Here is a 19,352-nt window from a genome sequence, read left to right as displayed (position 1 = left end):
AAATGATCAAAATTGCAAAATTTGGCGGCTCAAGTGTTGCTTCTGCAGAGCAGTTCAAAAAAGTTAAAGCTATTGTTGAGGCTGACCCTGATAGACGCTTTATTGTTTCGTCTGCAGCAGGAAAGCGCCACTCAACCGATAACAAGATTACGGATCTTTTGCTGCTGGTAAATGCCCACATTGAGTATCACGTTGACTGCACCTCTTTACTTGCAGACATCGAGGCTCGCTTTGTGGAGATTGCTGATGAACTGGGAGTTGCATGGTCTGTCGCTGAGGAGTTTGAGAAGTTTGCTACAAACATTAAGTCCTTCTCGCCAGAGTATGTAGTAAGTAGGGGCGAGTGGTTCACCTGCCAGATCCTTGCTGAGTATCTTGGCCTGCCCTTTGTTGATGCTGCTGACGTTATGCTGTTCCATCATGACGGCACCATTGATATGGAGCGCACTGCTTCTAGACTCAAAGAAGTTGTTGCTCGCAGCGGCTCGTTTGTGCTGCCTGGCTTCTACGGTGCTACCGTTGACGGTGCAATTAAGTTGTTCCAGCGCGGTGGTGGCGATATTACCGGCGCCATTGTCGCTCGCTGCCTAGACGCTGACTTGTATGAGAACTGGACTGACGTGTCTGGCTTCCTTTCTGCGGATCCTCGCATTGTTCAGAATCCACGCGCTATTGGCCGCATTACTTTTGACGAGATGCGCGAGCTTTCTTACATGGGCGCTTCCGTTCTTCAGGAAGAGGCAATTTTCCCTGTTCGTGAGGCAAACATTCCAATTCAGATCAAGAACACAAACCGTCCAGAAGACACGGGCACGGTTATCCGTGAGACTGCAGATGGCGATACAAACGAGCACTTGATTACAGGTATTGCAGGCAAGAAAGACTTCTTAGCTATTCATGTCAAGAAGGCTCACATGTCCAACGAGGTTGGCGTCATCAGCCGCGCACTCAATATTGTTGAGCGCTACGGCGTCTCTGTCGAGCACATCCCAACAGGCGTTGATTCGTTTGGTATTGTGGTAAATGCCTCCGACGTAAAGGATACGGTTTATTCCATCATCAGCGATATTCGTCGCGAGATTGAGCCTGATGACATTACGATGGTAGACCGCTTAGCTCTTGTTTCTGTTGTTGGTCGTAATATGTCTAGGCGTTCTGGCACCTCTGGTAAGATCTTTGGCGCGCTGGGCAATGCGGGCGTCAACATTCGCATGATTACGCAGAGCTCGGAAGAGATTAGTATTATTGTGGGCGTCGATAATGCCGACTTTGATCGCACAATTGGCGTCATTTATAACGGATTTGTTCGTGACGAAATGGTTTCGAGGTAACTATGACTTTTGATCAAAACGGTAAGGTCGTTGCAATTCTTGGTGCTACCGGCGTTGTTGGTGCCCAGATGATGCAGTGCCTTGAAGAGCGTAATTTTCCTATCAAGGAGCTGGTGCTTCTGGCATCCGCTCGAAGCGCTGGTAAAACTATCGAATTTGCTGGCCAGCAGATTGCTATTCGCGAGGCAACACCAGAGGCATTTGAGGGTGTAGATATTGTCCTTGGTGCAGCTGGCGACGAGCAGGCAAAAGAGCTGCTCCCTGAAGCAGTTAAGCGTGGATGCGTCTGCGTTGACAACTCCCATGCATTTAGAATGGACCCAAACGTTCCGCTGGTAATCCCAGAGATTAACGCTGAGGATATCAAGAACCATAACGGCATCATCTCTAATCCAAACTGCGCAACCATTATTGGCCTGGTACCTCTGTATCCTCTGCATAAGGCAGCGGGTGCAAAGCGCATTATCGCTTCTACCTATCAGGCTGCATCCGGCGCTGGACTTCCTGGTCTTACCAGTTTGAAGAACCAGATGGCTGATGTTGTTGCAGGTAGGGAAGTAACCGAGACCGCTCCTTTTGCATACCAGCTGGCAGTCAACTTGATTCCACAGATTGGCGGCTTTGACGAGGTTGGCTACACTTCTGAGGAAATGAAGATGCAAAACGAGGGTCGCAAGATTATGCACCTTCCTGAGCTGCGCGTTAACTGTACCTGCGTCCGCGTTCCAACGATGCGCTCTCACTCTGAGTCCATCACTGTTGAGTTCGAGCGTCCTTTGAGCCCAGATGAGGCTCGCGCTATTCTTGAAGACGCACCAGGTATTAAGGTTGTGGACAACCCTGCAGAGCTTCAGTACCCAATGCCTCTTGATACCTCCGACCAGGACCTCATCTATGTTGGTCGTATTCGCGAGGATCTCTCTGCTGATGAGAACACTCATGCACTGACATTCTTCTGCTGCGGAGACCAGATCAGAAAGGGCGCCGCAACAAACGCTGTCCAGATTGTAGAGTACCTGCTGTAATATCTGGCGTGCAGTCGTGCACGCATCATTTTCGTTGACCTAGTACCCGTTCGATTCTATTTCGTGGAATCGAACGGGTATTTTTGTGCGTCCGAGTGAAATTTTTCAGCGATAGAGTACCATTCGGCGGCAAAGTGGTAAAAAATGCGTTTAGTTGGAGTATCCAAAAATGCTTAGTTTCTATGCAGTCCATCTACCAGCAATTTTGCGTGGACAAAATTGTGGAAATTAGTACAAAATTTCTGAGCTGGGTAAACGTAAGTGCCAAAACTTCGAAGACCAAAAATAAACTCCAACTAAACGGATTTTTTACCCAAAACAGCACCTCTCATTTGATACATCAATTTCTTGATTAGTTTTCCTGCATATTGGCAAGTGTTTATGCAAAAATCGCCTATCTAGATAGTTAAAACTTTTATTCGAACAGGTATTCTACTTTTACAGTAGCCATACAGTTTGGGTGCAAAAAGGGTGCACTTGCGGTGTTGGCCTAACAAAAAAGGTAGACGGCAAGCCATCTACCTGGAGTTTCTGGTGCCTCCTGCGCGATTCGAACGCGCGACCTGCGGTTTAGAAGACCGACGCTCTATCCAGCTGAGCTAAGGAGACATATAGCGTCGTTCATTATAGCAATAAGGATTGCAAATACGTCGTGCCATCAAAGATTTTCTTATCAGAAGAATGACAAAGGAAAAGAAAAGTAGCTACACTAAAAGCAGCTACACTGATTACAGGCTTACGTGAATGGAGACACTATGTCTTATGATTTTGAATCACGCGTTGATCGTGCTGGTACTGGTTCTAGAAAATGGAACGTCATGTATGACGTTAATCCTGATGTAGCTCCTGGTATTCCACCTTTTTCTGTTGCTGATATGGAGTACCACACAGCCCCAGAGATTGTCGAGGGCCTCAAGGAATATATCAATGACGCAATTCTTGGCTATTCCGTGCCAACCAATCAGATGAAGCAGGCTGTGTGCAAGTGGATGAAGACTCGCCACAACTGGGATGTAAAACCAGAGTGGCTGCTCAACTCTTCAGGCGTGGTGCCTGCGCTCTTTGCATCTGTTGCCGAGTTCACTCAGCCAGACGAGGGTGTCATCCTGTTTACTCCTGTCTACCATCCGTTCTACATGGCAGTTGAGGAGAATAACCGTGCGCTGGTAGAGTGCCCGCTTGTCCTGTCAGAGGGTCCTCACTACGACATTGACTTTGACCTGCTTGAGAAACTTGCCGCCGAGCCAAAGAACACCATGATCATCCTGTGTTCACCCCACAATCCAAGCGGTCGCGTGTGGACCAAAGAAGAGCTTACGCGCATCGCAGAGATTGCGGTTAAGCACAACCTCATCGTGGTCGCCGACGAGATCCACCACGACCTCATCATGCCAGGTTCTACGCATACCGTCTTTGAAACAGTTTCCGATGAAGTCGCAGCGCGTACCATTACCTGCACAAGCGCTTCAAAGAGTTTCAACCTTGCTGGCACGCAGTTCAGCAACATCATCGTGAGCAATCCAGAACTGCGCAGCCGCCTCGAGAAGCGCCTGCAGGCCCGAGAGACCACCTCATGCAATCCAATCAGCTTCAAGGCCTGTGAGCTGGCTTATAGCAAGGGTGGGGCATGGCTGGACGCATGCATCAAGGCAGTTGACGATAACCAGAAGTTGGTCCTGGACTTCTTCGCCACCAAGCACCCTCGGGTGAAGCTTGCACCAATCACGGGAACCTACCTCCAGTGGCTTGACTTCAGAGACCTTCGCCTTACCCCAGAAGAGCTCGACCACCTGTTGCAGTTTGAGGCTCAGCTCTTCTTCACCGACGGAGTCTTCTTTGGCGAGGCTGCCCAGGGCTTCAAGCGTTGGAATTTGGCAGCCCCTCGTGTGGAGATTGAAGAGGCGCTGGATCGCCTGGATGCAGCACTTACGGCTCACGGTTTCTAGATACAGTCTGCGGCTTTAAGCGGATTGATTGCGGTTTCTTGACACCGTACCACTGCCATACCACCATATACCAGCTCGTATAGCGCATGAAATCACCTGCGGAGAAGCTCGTTCTTCTCCGCATTTTGTTTGGCGAGAAACCCGTTGCACCGGCAGATTTCTAAGAAAATCAAAAAAGAGTTTGAAAAATCTGCGTTTCTCGCTTGCATCTTTTTCTGATTCTGTAATAATGATTTAGCTGCGTTTCATGAGGTGGCCAAATGGTGGGAGTAGCTCAGTTGGCAGAGCGACGGACTGTGGCTCCGTAGGTCGAGGGTTCGAGCCCCTTTTCCCACCCCATTCGAAACGTTAATTGGATCGTTAGCTCAGCTGGTAGAGCAGGGGACTCTTAATCCCAAGGTCCAGGGTTCGAACCCCTGACGATCCACCATTTGAATTTCAAACCCCGGCATGCGTCGGGGTTTTTATTTTTTGTGAGTCGCTAGTTTCTAATTGTTTGTTGAGAGCGATTGCGTCATACTGAAGTCTCCATGATTTTATTGTAGTTCGGAGGACTCGCCGTGATTTACACAATGACGCTTAATCCCGCGCTTGACTATGTCATGCATCCAAACACATTGGACATGGGCTTTACTAACCGTTCCTCCTCAGAAGAGTTGCACTGCGGTGGTAATGGTATTAACGTCTCCACACTCTTAAATGAGCTTGATAAAGTCACCGTTGCTATGGGCATTGTCGGTGGCTTTACTGGTGAATACCTGCTGAGTGATCTTCAGCGTCAGGGTATTCCAAGTAACTTCGTCAAGCTGGATTCAGGCTTTACCCGCATTAATGTCAAGCTTAACGGCATTGTTATGACTATGGTCAACGGCAATGGTCCACGCATTCCGGAGAAAAAGGTTGATGAGCTGCTGGAGCGCATGGATGTTGTTGGCGCAGGTGACACCCTGGTTCTTACCGGTTCTATTCCAAGCTCGCTTCCAGAGGATATCTACACTCGCCTTATGGCTCAGCTTGCTGGTCGCGGTATTCAGTTTGTTGTTGACGCTCCTGGTCAGCTGCTTATGGAGGCTATTAAGGCTCAACCATTCCTGATCAAGCCTAACAACCACGAGGTTGGCCGTATCTTTGGTGCAAGTCCAGAGACTCCAGAAGAGTGCATTCCATTTGCAAAGAAGCTCCAGGACGGCGGCGCTCGCAACGTTATCGTCTCTTGCGGCGGTGCAGGTTCGCTGCTCCTGGACGAGTATGGTACTGAGCACATTGTCCCAACTGCAAAGATTCGCCTTGTTAACGCAACTGGCGCTGGTGACTCCATGGTTGCAGGCTTTTTGGCAAAGACCACCGCTGGCTATGATTACGACACTGCGCTTATCTACGCTTCTGCTTGCGGAACGGCAACTGCAGCAAGCCGAGGAATCGCAAAGCGCGCAACCATCGATCGTGTTGTCACTGCTCTCTACAAGAAGATGGGCCGAGAAATGCCTGCTTCTATCGCAGAAGAGATTCAGCTTGCTCGCCAGAAAGAGGAGAGCCGCGAGGGCAAGTCATCTTGGCTGGCAGATTCTGAGTAGTAACCACAAGCTAATCGTCTAGGTCTTTTGGCGAGAAACCCTCAGATGGTGTACTTTCGCCGCGCAAGAAATACTGAACACTTTTACTATTGTGAACGTACATACACTTGGCAAGAAAGATTCTCTTGCCAAGTGTTTTTTTATTGAAATTTATTTAACGATACTCACAACGTAACAGGTCAAAAAAATGTTACTCTGTAAAAAGACAGTTTTGTTTCTGCGACTATTGTCCAATGTGGATAGGCTTGCAGAACTAAATACACCGCTTCGCGGACAATGATTGGAGCAAGTATGTTTGAGGGAGTCAATGCGTCCAATGGAATCGGCATCGGTACTGCTCAGGTTGCCGTAGATCCAGATCTTACTTTTACTCCACACACTGTTGAAGATACAGCTGCAGAGAAGGCTCGTTACGCAGAGGCTGTAACTAAGTTCATCGCACAGACAAATGCGCAGATTGAGCGCATGACCAAGACGGTGGGCGAGGAAGCTGCTGCAATTATGGGTGCTCACATTGAGTTTGCTGAGGATGAGGGCATCAAAGAGGCTGTTAACGGCGCAATTGACGGTGGCACCTGCGTTGAGCAGGCTGTAAGTGACGCATACGACATGTACTACAACATGTTCCTTGGCATGGAGGATGAGCTCTTCCGTGAGCGCGCTGCAGACGTTGCTGACGTAAAGACTGGTCTTCTCGCTGACCTTCTTGGTAAAGAGGTTGTTGACCTCTCCACACTTCCAGAGAACTCCGTCATTGTCTGCCATGAGCTGACTCCTTCTATGACCGCAGACATCGATAAGGACCACGTTGCAGGTATTGTTACCGAGACTGGTGGTCGTACTTCTCACTCCGCAATCATTGCTCGTGCTCTTGAGATTCCTGCAGTTCTTTCTGTTCCTAACATCACTTCTGAGGTTGCAACTGGCAACGCTATTGTTGTCGACGGCACCAATGGCAAGGTTGTTGTTAATCCTTCTGAGGCTGAGCTTGCTGAGTACAAGACTCAGGCTGAGGCTTATGCTGCAGAGAAGGCCGCTCTTGAGGCTTATCGTGGCAGGGAGACCGTAACTGCTGACGGCATCAAGGTTCTGCTTGTTGCTAATATCGGCAACCCAGATGATGCTAACGGCGCAGTTGAAGCTGACGCTGAGGGCATTGGTCTTTTCCGCTCCGAGTTCCTGTTCATGGACGCAAAGGAGCTTCCAAGTGAGGAAGAGCAGTTTGCTGCTTACCAGAAGGTTGCTCTACGCATGAAGGATAAGCCTGTCATCATCCGCACTCTTGATGTTGGTGGCGATAAGGAGATTCCTTACCTCAACATGAAGGCTGAGGAGAACCCATTCATGGGCTTCCGCGCTATCCGTTACTGCCTCAACAATGCTGAGCAGTACAAGGTTCAGCTCCGCGCTCTTCTCCGCGCATCCGCATTTGGTGACATCAAGATTATGCTTCCTCTTGTCACCACCGTTGATGAGGTTCGCCAGGCAAAGGCTCTTGTTGAGGAGTGTAAGCGTGAGCTTGACGCTGAGGGCGTAGCTTACAACAAGGACATCGAGGTCGGTACCATGATCGAGACTCCATCTGCATCCCTGATTGCAGACAAGCTGGCTCGTGAGTGCGACTTCTTCTCCATTGGCACCAACGACCTTATTGGCTACACCATGTGCGCTGACCGCGGTAATGACCGCGTTGCCTACCTCTACGAGGTTTACCAGCCATCCGTTCTCCGTTCCCTCAAGTTCCTCATTGGTGAGGGTAACAAGGAGAAGATCATGGTTGGTATGTGCGGCGAGGCAGCTGCAGATCCACTGCTCATCCCAGTTCTGCTTTCCTTTGGTCTGGACGAGTTCTCCGTTTCTGCACCATCTGTCCTGCGCACCCGCAAGACCATTGCTGCTTGGACAAAGGCTGAGGCAGATGAGCTCACCGCTCGCGTTATGGAGCTTGACACCGCAGCTGAGGTTAAGGCTCTGCTTGAGCGTGAAGCTCGCTAAGTTCTAGTCGTAAAGTCTTAGCTACACAATACAAATTCAGGGGCATCTGCGCTGGCAGGTGCCCCTGTTTTTTTAACGTTAAGCCTTCTGGCGAGAAGACCGATCTTCTCGCAATGCGCAACCGGCAAAGCCCGAGCTTCGAAGCGCGACCTACGGTGCAGGAGTTGCTCTGTGCGCTAGGGAACAATCACGGAAAGTGCGGCGGGAATAACCTCAATGACAAACTGTTCTGCAAAAGGGAGCTCCTCTCCGTCTACCTGAATTGGGACAGGCTTGTGGAAAGTTACCACTGCTTGCTTGAGGTGACGCTCCTCAATGATACGGGAGTTGACGTGTTTGCCAGCCCTAGCCAGGCCAAACAGAGCAAGCAGGTGAGGAATGATAGGCACTTTAGTGTTGTAGCAAACGGTAAGAAGGCCATCGTCAGGCTGCGCATGCGGACAGACCTTAAAGCCGCCGCCATACGTAGGGCCAATCTGGAAGGCCATGATAAGCGCTTGAAGATCAATGTCCTTCTCGCCATCAAACGAGACGGTGCAAGGGTAACCCTTGCTACCTGCAGCCATAAACTTGAGACCTGAGGTTAAGAAGAGCGCCTCGCCCTCGGTAGAGGAGTTGTTCGCGCGGCGCTTTGTGGTGTCGGCTGCAATAGCTGCATCAAGTCCAAACGACATGGTCTCCATGAAGTAGACGTCGTTGATGCGACCAATCTCTAGCTGCTTAACCTTGCCGCGAACCAGCTGTGCAAACGCGCCTTCGGGGTCGTTAATTTTCATGCCCAAGGTGCGTGCATAGTCGTTTCCCGAGCCCATAGGGATAATGCCAAGCGCTGGACGCACCTCTGGCGATAAGGTCATGAGGCCGTTGACCACCTCGTGGATGACGCCATCTCCGCCAAGTGCGACAACCGTGTCAAAATCTGCGGCTTCTGCGGCCATGATACGAGCGTCTCCCATAGCTGTGGTGAGCTTGAGCTCGTAACCGTCCGTTGCAGCAGAATAGCTGGTAAGGAAATGACGGGCAAATTCTGCACCAGCTGCGCCTTTACCGCTATGAGCAGCCGGATTAGCAATGATAAGCGTGCGTCCAAGAGGGGATTGAGACATTTTGCACCATTTCTACAAGCGCTGCTGTTGAGCGCGCTGTTACTAAATAGTCTTGTCACCACATATCAAAATAAAATAGTGGAGAAAACAGTTCAACAACGTTTCAAGTTTAAACGGCTTTGTCTGTCTGTGCTAGGATAAACCATACAGAAATCGGTAGAAAAGGATAGCGCGTGAGCGAGTCTTCAACACAAACTAATAATGCGCAGGACACAAGTGTAGTTTCTGCAAATACTAATAGTGCAAGTGCAAGTCTTGTTGCTGTTTCTGCTCGAGATGCATGGTATCCAACACATCAGCGTGACCAGTTCATTTTGCGTCAGCTGGTAAGTAAAGACTTCAAGCTCAAATATCGCCGTTCCATTTTGGGCGTTGTGTGGTCAGTTTTGAACCCACTTTTGATGATGACCGTTATGGCAGTTGTCTTTTCTACTTTTTTAGGCAACCGCGCCGAGGATGTTGTGAACTATCCTTTGTATCTTATTCTGGGTAACACAGCGTTTCAGCTGATGAACGATGCAACCACTATGGGAATGCGCTCAATTATTGATGCATCTAGCTTGCTTAAGAAGGTTCGCATCAATCGTGTTGTTTTCCCTGTTCAGAAAGTGCTTTTTGCGGTTGTAAACTATCTTTTCTCGCTCATTGCTGTTGGCATTGTTATGCTTGTCTTCCGCATTCCGCTGACAATTTATTCATTGCTCACACCTGTTGCTTTGCTGCTTCTGGCTTGTTTTTGCATCGGTCTTGCAATGCTTCTCTCGGCCCTTGCAGTCTTTTTTAGAGACGTTATTCACCTGTGGAGCGTTGTAACCACTGCCTGGATGTATGGTACACCGCTCTTTTACTCCGTTAATATCATGTCGCCTTGGATGCTTCAGATTGAGCGTTTTAATCCAATGTTCCACTTTGTAACATTTATTAGAGACTGCCTTCTTTTCCAGAAGTTTCCTGCAACAAGCACCATTTTAGGCTGCCTTGTTTCTGCAGTTCTTGCCCTCGTAATTGGCTATACCGTTTTCCACAAACTAGAGAAGAAATTTATTCTGCACATTTAACCGCAGATTATCTTTTTGAAATAACCTTGTAGCAGAACGTTTCTGGATGACTACGAGTTTGTGTGAAGCCAAACATAACGCCTTTTGAGTTGAATGAATGGCTTTCCACCACTGCAACGCAGTTAAAATCTCCAAGCTCTAAATGTCGCTGGTCTTCTTCAGTTGCCAGCTCAACACTGATGGTTCTTTTGCTCTTTAGAATTTTCATATGAAGCGTGTTTTCTAGGTATGCATAAATAGACGTTGATGCATCAGCAATGGTTAGATTTCCAACGGCAGATGCTAAAAGGTAGTCGTTGTCTATCTGGCGAGAAGATCCGTCGAGTTTACGGATTCGAATAATGTGAATAAGTTCTTCTCCTGCTTTAAAACCAGTTTGATGAGAAATATCGTCTGTGCAAGGAACGTGCTCAAAGACAATGACATTTGTTTCAGGTACAAGATTGTTTCTGTGGGCATATTCTTGAAAGGACTCAAGTCCTTCTAATGAGCCAATAACCTCACTTGGCTTTTTCTGCCAAATAACGCGTACGCCTCTACCGTGAATAGGCTGAAGAAAAGCTTCATCGGACAGAAGTGTGAGCGCACGTCGAACGGTGTTTCTGGAGCAGGAATATATCTTAGTAAGCTCCATCTCGGTTGGTAAATAGGACTCATACGCATATGTCCCGTCTAAGATCTTATTTTTTAAATCATGATAAATCGTATTAAACCGTGCGCTTGGCATATTTTTTCCTTAACGTGCTGTTGAAGGTTGGAGTTGCATGTTCAAGTTGCTCTTGATTAGATAGTAGCTTTATAAAATGAAAGTTACATAAAATGATTCCTTTCATACCATTTACCGATAATTTCATACCGCTCGGAAGTGAGTTGTTTAAACAACTCGTTAATACTAATATACTTTTATTTTGTAGACATAAGCAAAATTGTTTTGAACGTGTATCAAAGCATAGCTTATGAAAATCATGAGAAGAGATGCAACCTAGCAAAGGGTTAGGAGCACTCTCTAAGGAGGAGTCTTATGTCCGGTATCAATCGTAGGCAGTTTGTCACCTTAAGTGCATCAGCTCTTTGCTCACTGGGTCTTGTTGCTTGTGGAGGAAATAACGACAAAAAGCAGGGAGGGTCTGATTCTGCAAACGGTTCAGTTTATTTCCTGAACTTCAAGCCTGAGGCTGATCAGCAGTGGAAAGATCTTGCAGCTAAGTATACTGAGGAAACAAAGGTTCCTGTAAAGGTAGTAACTGCTGCTTCTGATACCTATGCACAGACATTCCAGTCTGAGATTAACAAGGACGCTTCTGTAGCTCCAACACTGTTCCAGACAAATGGTCCTTCTGGTCTTATTGGTGTAAAGGATTACTGTATTGACCTAAAGGGTGCCAAGATTCTGGATGAGCTCACCAATGACGCTCTTAAACTTCAGGAGGATGGCGTTGTCTACGGTGTTGACTATGTAGAGGAAGACTACGGCATTATCTACAACAAGAAGCTGCTTGAGAAGGCTGGCTATAAGGGAGACGACATCAAGGACTTTGCCTCACTGAAGAAGGTCGTTGAGGATATTCAGGCTCGCAAAGCAGAGCTTGGCGTAAAGGGCGCATTTACCAGTGCTGGCCTTGATTCCAGTTCTGACTGGCGTTTTACCACACACCTTGCAAATCTTCCTCTGTACTATGAGTTCAAGGATACTGGTAATCCTGAGGCTAAAGAAATTAAGGGAACGTATCTCCCTAACTACAAGCAGATTTTTGATCTCTATATCAACAATGCCACATGCAGCCCAACAGAGCTTTCTGGCAAGACTGGTGATGACGCTGTGGCAGAGTTTGTTAACGGCGACGCAGTCTTCTACCAGAACGGTACCTGGGCATACAATGACATCAAGAAGCTTGGTGACGATGCTCTTGGTATGATTCCAATTTATATTGGTGTTAAGGGTGAAGAGAAGCAGGGTATGTGCTCCGGCGGCGAGAACTATTGGTGCGTAAGCTCCAAGGCAGACGACGCTTCTCAGAAGGCAACACTTGACTTTATCTATTGGTGCGTGACTTCTGATACAGCTACCACTGCAATTGCTGAGGAAATGGGCTTCACCATTCCATTCAAGAACGCAAAGGCAACTAAGAATGCTCTTGCAAACATTGCAGCTGAGTATGCAAAGAAGGGCAATGAGTCTGTTGCTTGGGACTTCATTTACATTCCTTCTCAGGAGTGGAAGAACAATCTCTCCAGTGCACTTAAGGGCTATGCAGCAGGAACAGAGGACTGGGATGCTGTTAAGTCTGCATTTGTTGACGGTTGGAAGACTGAAAAAGAGGCTAACGCATAGTAGTCCTTCTAGTAATGCTTTGATTGGTGAGAGACGAGAAGAGAGATCTCTCTTCTCGTCTCTTGTTATTGGAGGGTATCTCTATGGCTAAGATGTTGAAGCGGTGGTGGCCATTATTTGTTCTGCCTACTGCGCTATCTTTTTTGTTTGGCTTTATGATTCCGTTTGTGCAGGGATTTTATCTTTCGTTTTGTAAATTTATTACCATTAGCGATGCTAAACCAGTTGGTCTAGATAACTATGTAGCAGCTTTCTCTGACCCACAGTTTGCTAATGCTTTTTGGTATACCGCATTATTTGCATTAGTCTCAACAGTTCTTATTAATGTATTAGCGCTTGCAATTGCGCTTGCCTTAACTAGAAAAGACCTTAAGGGTACCAATTCATTTAGAACTGTCTTTTTTATGCCTAATCTTATTGGCGGCATTGTTCTGGGATACATCTGGAATATTTTGATTAACTGCGCGCTTTCTATTGTGGGCGAGCAGCTTCTTGCGCTTAATAGCACTGCTGGATTCTGGGGAATGATTATTCTTACCTTATGGCAGCAAGTTGGCTACATGATGATTATTTATATTGCTGGCCTGCAATCTATTCCAAGTGATTATCTTGAAGCAGCACGAGTCGATGGAGCAAATGCTTGGCAGACACTTTGGAAGGTAAAAATTCCAAACCTTATGTCTACCATTACTATTTGTCTTTTCTTGACGGTAACAAATGGCTTTAAATTATTTGATCAGAACTTAGCACTTACTGCAGGTGAGCCTAAGCACGCAACCGAAATGCTTGCTCTTAATATCTACAACACCTTCTACGCTCGACAGGGAGCAAAGTGGATGGGTATCGGCCAGGCTAAAGCTGTTATTTTCTGCATTTTAGTTATTTGTATTGTCATGATTCAGCTAAGAGCCACCAGGTCGAGGGAGGTGCAGCAATAATGAAGCGCGATAAGATCATTAACAAAATTTTAGCTGTATTCTTTACTATCCTTTCTCTTGCATGGATTTATCCAATGGTTATGATCTTGATGAATTCATTCAAAGAAGAAACAACTATTACCACATCCACGGCGTTTGATTTTGTAACTTCAGAGAACTCTGCGGGTTTTGCTAATTATATTGCTGCTTTGGATAAGCAGGGCTTTTTAGCAGCCTTTGGATATTCTCTAGTTATTACCATCACATCTGTAGCGCTGATTTTGGTTTGTTGCTCAATGTGTGCATGGTTTATTGTCCGTGTAAAAAATCGCATTAGTAATATTCTGTATTATCTGTTTGTCTTCTCGATGGTAGTACCGTTCCAGATGCTTATGTTCACACTGTCCAATATGGCAAACACGCTTGGATTTAATACTCCTTTCAATATTTGCTTCATTTACTTGGGCTTTGGTGCTGGATTAGCAGTATTTATGTTTGCTGGATTTGTTAAGACTATTCCACTTGAGATTGAGGAAGCTGCAACTATTGATGGCTGCAATCCGCTTCAGACATTCTTCCATGTTGTTTTGCCTATTATGAAGCCAACGTATATTTCTGTTGGTATTCTCGAAACTATGTGGGTCTGGAATGACTATTTGCTTCCATATCTTGTTCTGGATAGAACCAAATTCCAAACTATCCCAATTCTGATTCAGTACTTTAGAGGTGGATATGGACGCGTTGAGATGGGTCCAATGTTTGCCTGCATCATGATGGTTATTATCCCAATTGTCATTATGTATTTACTGTGCCAGCGCTACATCATCGATGGTGTCGTCTCTGGTGCTGTAAAAGGCTAAATCTCAATGTATTACAGCAAGCTGTAGGCATTTCTGAAAGGTTTTATCATGGCAGAAATCGTTTTGAAGAATATAAAAAAGATTTACCCAAATGAGAAGAAGCGCAAGACTCTCTTTGGTAAGAAAACTGAGCAGAAAAAGAGCAATCTTGAGGTAACTGAAGAAGGCGTTGTTGCTGTTCAGGATTTCAATCTCACTATTAAGGAGCACGAGTTTGTTGTGCTTGTTGGCCCTTCGGGTTGCGGAAAATCTACTACACTGCGTATGATTGCAGGTCTAGAAGATATTTCTTCTGGCGAGCTTTATATCGATGGAAAGCTTGTTAATGATGTCGCACCAAAAGACCGAGACATTGCAATGGTTTTCCAAAGCTATGCGCTGTATCCAAATATGACCGTTTATGACAATATGGCGTTTACTCTTAAGCTTAAAAAGGTTGATCCACAAGTTATTGACGAGAAGGTCCGTGCAGCTGCAGAAACATTAGGTATTACAGCATATCTTGATCGTAAGCCAAAGGCACTTTCTGGTGGTCAGCGTCAGCGCGTTGCAATTGGTCGTGCAATTGTCCGTGATCCAAAAGTCTTCCTGATGGATGAGCCACTCTCAAATCTTGATGCAAAGCTGAGAAATCAGATGCGTACAGAGATTATTAAGCTTCGTCAGAAGGTTAATGGAACCTTTGTTTATGTTACACACGACCAAACAGAGGCAATGACCTTGGGCGACCGCATTGTCATTATGAAGGATGGCTTTGTTCAGCAAATTGGAACACCACAAGAAGTGTTTAATAGACCGGCTAATCTCTTTGTTGCTGGCTTCATTGGCATGCCTCAAATGAATTTCTTTAACGCACATCTTATTCGCGTGGACAATGAGTTCCATGTGGAGACAGATAACATGTCATTTGAAATTTCTCCTGAGATGGCTAATCTGTTAGCACAGTCTTGGGTTGCTGCGCCAGCAACAGATGTCATTGTCGGCATTAGGCCCGAGCAAATTTATTTGACTGAGCCAAATGGAATTGGCGCTTTTAAGGGCAATCTTGAGGTAAGCGAGCTTATGGGCTCCACTGTTCACCTTCATGTTCATACAGACGACGGCAACTTTGTTCTTATCGTTCCAGCAACTGAGTTTGCTAAGCGAAACCTCAAAATTGGAGATGAAGTGTGGTTTAAATTTGAAGACAATGCTGTTCATCTCTTTGATAAGAATACACAGGATAATCTAGTTAAGTATTAAAGCTTTGTACTGGCTTATCTTGAAAAGATAAGCCAGTACTCTTTTTGTGAAAGAGGCAACTATGGGACGAGCAAGCGGAGTACTTATGGCCGTTTCTTCTCTTCCAAATTCATATGGGATTGGCACGTTTGGCAAAGAAGCCTACGATTTTATTGATTTTCTCGTCAGGACAAAACAAAGGTATTGGCAGGTTTTGCCTCTTACTACCACAAGTTATGGTGACTCTCCTTATCAGTCTTTTTCTGCTGCAGCGGGAAGTCCTTACTATATAGATTTAAAAGATCTTGAGAAACTTGGCTATTTAAAGTCAGATGACTTTGAAGATATTTCTTTTGGGACTAGCAATACTTGTGTTGATTATGGTGCGCTTTTTGTAACTCATCGTCGTTTACTTAACCGTGCCTTTGATAGGTTTATGCAAGATGTTCCTGCTGATTTTGAGAAGTTCTGTCACGATCACGCAGAGTGGCTTGATCCATATGCGGAGTTCATGTCTCTAAAGGAAGAGTTTGGACATAAAGCCTACTGGGAGTGGCCAAAACTTTATCAGCACAGAAACGAGACTACTGCAAAAGAAATTAAGAAACTGCAAAAGTCAGTTTTGTATCACAAGATGACTCAGTATTTCTTCTTTACTCAATGGGCAAAGGTTAAGACTTATGCCAATAAAAGGGGAGTACTTATAATTGGTGATCTTCCCATTTATGTCTCGCGCGATTCTGTTGAGATGTGGGCACAGCCAGAACTGTTTAAAACGGATGAAACAGGACGGCCTATTACGGTTGCGGGCACTCCTGCTGATCAATTTTCTTCCACCGGTCAATATTGGGGAAATCCCATTTATAACTGGGAGTATATGAAGAAATCGCACTATTCATGGTGGGTTTGGCGTGTACAGACAAATCTTGAGATGTTTGATGTGCTTAGAATTGATCATTTTAGAGGTTTTGAAGCCTATTGGGAGATTCCTTACGGAGCTGCAAATGCTACAGAAGGCAAATGGACTAAAGGGCCAGATTTGGAGCTGTTTAAGGAACTGGAAAAGCAGCTGGGTAAGCTTCCAATCATTGCGGAAGACCTTGGCTTAATTACACCAGAGCTTATCGCCATGCGAGATGAAACTGGTTTCCCAGGAATGAAAATCTTGCAGTACGGATTTGATGGAAAGCATGATTCAAGAGATCTTCCTCACAATTACACTGCAAATACCATTGCTTATGTGGGAACGCATGATAATCCAACTGCTCGTGGTTGGTATGAGACTCAGGCTACTGATAGAGAGCGTGAACAGGCAGATATTTACCTGCATCGCTCAAAAGATGAGCCAATTGGTGAGGCGCTTTCACGTGGAATTGCAGCTTCTGTGAGTGACACTTGTATTCACACCATGCAAGATCTTCTTGGCTTAGATGATTCTGCACGCATGAATGTTCCAGCCACTGTTGGAGGTAACTGGTGTTGGCGTATGAAGCAAGGAGCCATTACGCGTCACATAGAAGATTTTTTAAGAACTATTACTGAGATGTACTTCAGAGTGTACAAAGAGGAGAAGTAATGAACTTAGACACTTTATCTCTTCAACAATTTAACCAACCCCTGTCTGAAATTACTGACAGGCAGGTTTTTGAATTACTGCTTCAAGTGGTTAAGAGTAAGTCGGAAGCTCTTCCGTTAAATAATGGTAAGAAGAGGCTCTATTACATCTCCGCAGAGTTTCTGATTGGCAAGCTGCTTTCAAATAACCTCATCAATCTGGGAATTTATAACGAAGTAAAATCGCAGCTTTCTAAAGCAGGCCATTCGCTCGAAGACATCGAAGAGATTGAAGTTGAGCCTTCACTTGGTAACGGTGGTCTTGGTCGATTGGCAGCATGCTTTATCGACTCCATGTCAACACTTGGTCTGCCAGGCGATGGTGTAGGCCTTAAGTATCATTTTGGCCTCTTTCATCAGCAGTTTTTAGATAGACAGCAAACTGCCGTTCCAGATGCTTGGCTTGCTGATGATAGGTGGCTTGAAGACGAGAAGACATCATTTACCGTGGAATTTAGAGATTTCTCGGTGACGTCTGAGCTCTATTCAATTGATGTTTTGGGATATGGCCGAACAAAGAAAAACAGACTTCGTTTGTTTGACCTGCAAAGTATCGACGAATCATTAGTTTCTGATGACGCTATTGATTTTGATAAGACTGCTTTAAAAAAGAATCTAACACTCTTTTTGTATCCCGACGATTCGGACGAAGACGGTCAGCTTCTTCGTGTGTATCAGCAATATTTTATGGTTTCAAATGCTGCACAGCTGATTGTTAAAGAGGCGGTTGAGCGCGGCAGTAATGTTCATGACCTCGCTGACTATGTTGTGATTCAGATTAACGATACGCACCCCACAATGGTAATTCCAGAGCTTATTCGTATCTTGACTGAGAAATACGATATCTCGTTTGAAGAGTCTGTAGCCATTGTTTCTTCACTTGTCGCATATACAAATCATACAATTTTGGCAGAAGCTCTTGAAAAGTGGCCTCTTAAATTTATCGAGGAAGTATCTCCAAAGATTGCTTCAATTATCAAAAAACTTGACGAGCGTATCCGCAGTACCGTCGCTGATCCAAGTGTACAAGTCATCATTGATAAGAAAGTTCACATGGCTAACCTTGCCATTCATTACGGCTTTAGCATCAATGGCGTTGCAGCGCTTCATACTAAGATTTTGGAAGAGACAGAGCTCAAGTCATTCTTTGATTTGTACCCAGAGAAATTCTCTAACAAAACTAATGGAATCACTTTCCGTCGCTGGCTCATGGGTTGTAATCCCGAGCTTGCCGAGTATCTTGATGCGTTGATAGGAGATGATTGGAGAACAACCGCTCATCTCGAGGGGCTTTTAGAGTATCGCGATAACGAAGAAGTCCTCAATCAACTGCAGGAAATAAAGCAAGCAGCAAAAGATCGAATGGTCAAATTTTTGCTGGACACTCAAGATGCAAAAGTTAATGCCGACTCCATTATTGATGTCCAGGTGAAGCGTTTCCACGAATATAAGCGTCAGCAAATGCTATTGCTTTATTTGATTTGGAAATATTTTGATATTAAGTCTGGACACCTTCCAAAGCATCCTATTACTGTCATTTTTGGTGGTAAGGCTGCACCAGCATACGTGGCTGCTCAAGATATCATTCATGCAATTCTTGTTCTCTCGTCTTTGATTGCAAACGATGCAGATGTTTCACCATATCTTCAGGTGATAATGATCGAGAATTACAATGTTACTGCCGCTGAGCACGTTATTCCAGCAGCAGATATCTCTGAGCAGATTTCACTGGCTTCCAAGGAGGCTTCTGGAACTTCCAACATGAAGTTCATGCTTAACGGCGCTGTTACCGTTTGCACAGTTGATGGTGCAAATGTAGAAATTGCCGACTTGGTAGGCAAGGAGAATATCTACGCGTTTGGTGCTTCAAGTGATGAGGTTGTAAGCCTTTATGAGCACAAAGGTTACAAAGCAAAAGAGTTTTATAAGAAACCCCAGATTAAACCACTCGTTGATTTCTTAATTAGCCCAGAGTTTATTTCTCTTGGAAATGAGGAGCGCCTAGAGCGTCTCCACAAAAACTTGTGCTCAAAAGACTGGTTTATGACGCTGCTTGATTTGGAAGCATACATTTCAACAAAAGAGCACGTGTTCGATGATTATGAGGATAGGAGAGCGTGGCTCCAGAAGTCTCTTGTAAATATTGCTATGGCAGGAACGTTCTCATCTGATAGAACTATTGCCGAATATAACAATGAGATTTGGCACCTTACTCCTGATAAGTAAAGACACGCAGTACAAACCAGCGAGTCAGTTGTTTTAACCAGTGGCTGTTAAACAAGCATTCTAAACAAGCGGTCTAGTCAAGTAGTCTAGACCGCTTGATGTGTTTCTTTACCAATTTTATTAGCAAAAATATCATCTGTTTTGGTC

Annotated in this window: 14 protein-coding genes and 3 tRNA genes; 14 read left to right on the top strand and 3 right to left on the bottom strand. The window is 45.6% G+C overall.

The annotated features are described in order from the left end of the window. Positions 1–2 precede the first annotated feature (2 nt). On the top strand, positions 3–1,331 hold the full coding sequence (locus HMPREF1492_RS01165) for an aspartate kinase (protein ID WP_035435094.1): 1,329 nt from the start codon (positions 3–5) through the stop codon (positions 1,329–1,331). Between the two features lie 2 nt (positions 1,332–1,333). Further along, a complete protein-coding gene (locus tag HMPREF1492_RS01160) occupies positions 1,334–2,356 on the top strand; it encodes an aspartate-semialdehyde dehydrogenase (protein ID WP_035435091.1) in 1,023 nt (340 codons plus the stop codon). A gap of 532 nt (positions 2,357–2,888) precedes the next feature. On the opposite strand, the gene HMPREF1492_RS01155 is transcribed toward HMPREF1492_RS01160, so the two are convergent. Beyond that, positions 2,889–2,965: transfer RNA gene (locus HMPREF1492_RS01155), tRNA-Arg, on the bottom strand. A 146-nt stretch (positions 2,966–3,111) separates the two neighbouring features. Between HMPREF1492_RS01155 and HMPREF1492_RS01150 the strand changes: the two genes are divergently transcribed. From HMPREF1492_RS01150 to ptsP, 5 genes are all read left to right on the top strand, one after another. Continuing rightward, on the top strand, positions 3,112–4,302 hold the full coding sequence (locus HMPREF1492_RS01150; protein ID WP_035435090.1) for a MalY/PatB family protein: 1,191 nt from the start codon (positions 3,112–3,114) through the stop codon (positions 4,300–4,302). 263 nt (positions 4,303–4,565) lie between these two features. Continuing rightward, a tRNA-His gene (locus tag HMPREF1492_RS01145) sits at positions 4,566–4,641 on the top strand. Positions 4,642–4,656: 15 nt separating this feature from the next. After that, a tRNA-Lys gene (locus HMPREF1492_RS01140) sits at positions 4,657–4,732 on the top strand. Between the two features lie 130 nt (positions 4,733–4,862). Beyond that, complete coding sequence (locus tag HMPREF1492_RS01135; RefSeq protein ID WP_035435088.1) at positions 4,863–5,876, top strand: 1-phosphofructokinase family hexose kinase; 1,014 nt, start codon at positions 4,863–4,865, stop codon at positions 5,874–5,876. Between the two features lie 291 nt (positions 5,877–6,167). Next, positions 6,168–7,871 (top strand): phosphoenolpyruvate--protein phosphotransferase, encoded by a 1,704-nt coding sequence (gene ptsP / locus HMPREF1492_RS01130; RefSeq protein WP_035435086.1) that lies wholly within the window; start codon positions 6,168–6,170, stop codon positions 7,869–7,871. A gap of 176 nt (positions 7,872–8,047) precedes the next feature. Here ptsP and HMPREF1492_RS01125 read toward each other — a convergent pair whose 3' ends face one another. Then, the gene (locus tag HMPREF1492_RS01125; RefSeq protein WP_035435084.1) at positions 8,048–8,977 is read right to left on the bottom strand and encodes a diacylglycerol/lipid kinase family protein; all 930 of its coding nucleotides are present in this window, start codon (positions 8,975–8,977) and stop codon (positions 8,048–8,050) included. Between the two features lie 173 nt (positions 8,978–9,150). On the opposite strand from HMPREF1492_RS01125, the gene HMPREF1492_RS01120 reads away from it, so the two are divergent. Beyond that, positions 9,151–10,035, top strand: coding sequence for an ABC transporter permease (locus HMPREF1492_RS01120; protein WP_035435082.1), 885 nt, complete (start codon positions 9,151–9,153; stop codon positions 10,033–10,035). A 7-nt stretch (positions 10,036–10,042) separates the two neighbouring features. Here HMPREF1492_RS01120 and HMPREF1492_RS01115 read toward each other — a convergent pair whose 3' ends face one another. Further along, positions 10,043–10,762 carry a GntR family transcriptional regulator gene (locus HMPREF1492_RS01115; RefSeq protein WP_035435080.1) on the bottom strand — a complete coding sequence of 240 codons (720 nt, stop codon included), beginning with the start codon at positions 10,760–10,762 and terminating at the stop codon, positions 10,043–10,045. Between the two features lie 294 nt (positions 10,763–11,056). On the opposite strand from HMPREF1492_RS01115, the gene HMPREF1492_RS01110 reads away from it, so the two are divergent. The 6 genes from HMPREF1492_RS01110 (at position 11,057) to HMPREF1492_RS01085 (ending at position 19,205) form a co-directional block, all read left to right on the top strand. Further along, on the top strand, positions 11,057–12,367 hold the full coding sequence (locus tag HMPREF1492_RS01110; protein WP_035435078.1) for an ABC transporter substrate-binding protein: 1,311 nt from the start codon (positions 11,057–11,059) through the stop codon (positions 12,365–12,367). A gap of 83 nt (positions 12,368–12,450) precedes the next feature. Continuing rightward, the gene (locus HMPREF1492_RS01105) at positions 12,451–13,305 is read left to right on the top strand and encodes a carbohydrate ABC transporter permease (protein WP_035435076.1); all 855 of its coding nucleotides are present in this window, start codon (positions 12,451–12,453) and stop codon (positions 13,303–13,305) included. Further along, the gene (locus HMPREF1492_RS01100) at positions 13,305–14,144 is read left to right on the top strand and encodes a carbohydrate ABC transporter permease (RefSeq protein WP_035435075.1); all 840 of its coding nucleotides are present in this window, start codon (positions 13,305–13,307) and stop codon (positions 14,142–14,144) included. The genes HMPREF1492_RS01105 and HMPREF1492_RS01100 overlap by 1 nt, the downstream gene beginning before the upstream one ends. Positions 14,145–14,192: 48 nt before the next feature. Next, positions 14,193–15,386 carry an ABC transporter ATP-binding protein gene (locus tag HMPREF1492_RS01095; RefSeq protein ID WP_035435073.1) on the top strand — a complete coding sequence of 398 codons (1,194 nt, stop codon included), beginning with the start codon at positions 14,193–14,195 and terminating at the stop codon, positions 15,384–15,386. Positions 15,387–15,447: 61 nt separating this feature from the next. Beyond that, positions 15,448–16,941, top strand: coding sequence for a 4-alpha-glucanotransferase (gene malQ / locus HMPREF1492_RS01090; RefSeq protein WP_035435071.1), 1,494 nt, complete (start codon positions 15,448–15,450; stop codon positions 16,939–16,941). Beyond that, complete coding sequence (locus tag HMPREF1492_RS01085; RefSeq protein WP_035435069.1) at positions 16,941–19,205, top strand: glycogen/starch/alpha-glucan phosphorylase; 2,265 nt, start codon at positions 16,941–16,943, stop codon at positions 19,203–19,205. Before malQ ends, HMPREF1492_RS01085 begins: the two co-directional genes overlap by 1 nt. Positions 19,206–19,352: the final 147 nt, after the last annotated feature.

The organism is Atopobium sp. BS2, from assembly GCF_000565075.1.
Lineage (GTDB): Bacteria > Actinomycetota > Coriobacteriia > Coriobacteriales > Atopobiaceae > Lancefieldella.
The sequence above is the reverse complement of the archived record's forward strand: the minus strand, read 5'-3'. Positions and strand labels throughout refer to the sequence as shown.

Excerpts from the sequence above, each read along its gene's own strand:
- malQ (WP_035435071.1), top strand. The coding sequence starts at position 15,448 with ATGGGACGAGCAAGCGGAGTACTTATGGCCGTTTCTTCTCTTCCAAAT.
- HMPREF1492_RS01105 (WP_035435076.1), top strand. The coding sequence starts at position 12,451 with ATGGCTAAGATGTTGAAGCGGTGGTGGCCATTATTTGTTCTGCCTACT.
- HMPREF1492_RS01160 (WP_035435091.1), top strand. The coding sequence starts at position 1,334 with ATGACTTTTGATCAAAACGGTAAGGTCGTTGCAATTCTTGGTGCTACC.
- HMPREF1492_RS01095 (WP_035435073.1), top strand. The coding sequence starts at position 14,193 with ATGGCAGAAATCGTTTTGAAGAATATAAAAAAGATTTACCCAAATGAG.
- HMPREF1492_RS01100 (WP_035435075.1), top strand. The coding sequence starts at position 13,305 with ATGAAGCGCGATAAGATCATTAACAAAATTTTAGCTGTATTCTTTACT.
- ptsP (WP_035435086.1), top strand. The coding sequence starts at position 6,168 with ATGTTTGAGGGAGTCAATGCGTCCAATGGAATCGGCATCGGTACTGCT.
- HMPREF1492_RS01150 (WP_035435090.1), top strand. The coding sequence starts at position 3,112 with ATGTCTTATGATTTTGAATCACGCGTTGATCGTGCTGGTACTGGTTCT.
- HMPREF1492_RS01115 (WP_035435080.1), bottom strand. The coding sequence starts at position 10,762 with ATGCCAAGCGCACGGTTTAATACGATTTATCATGATTTAAAAAATAAG.
- HMPREF1492_RS01110 (WP_035435078.1), top strand. The coding sequence starts at position 11,057 with ATGTCCGGTATCAATCGTAGGCAGTTTGTCACCTTAAGTGCATCAGCT.
- HMPREF1492_RS01165 (WP_035435094.1), top strand. The coding sequence starts at position 3 with ATGATCAAAATTGCAAAATTTGGCGGCTCAAGTGTTGCTTCTGCAGAG.
- HMPREF1492_RS01085 (WP_035435069.1), top strand. The coding sequence starts at position 16,941 with ATGAACTTAGACACTTTATCTCTTCAACAATTTAACCAACCCCTGTCT.
- HMPREF1492_RS01125 (WP_035435084.1), bottom strand. The coding sequence starts at position 8,977 with ATGTCTCAATCCCCTCTTGGACGCACGCTTATCATTGCTAATCCGGCT.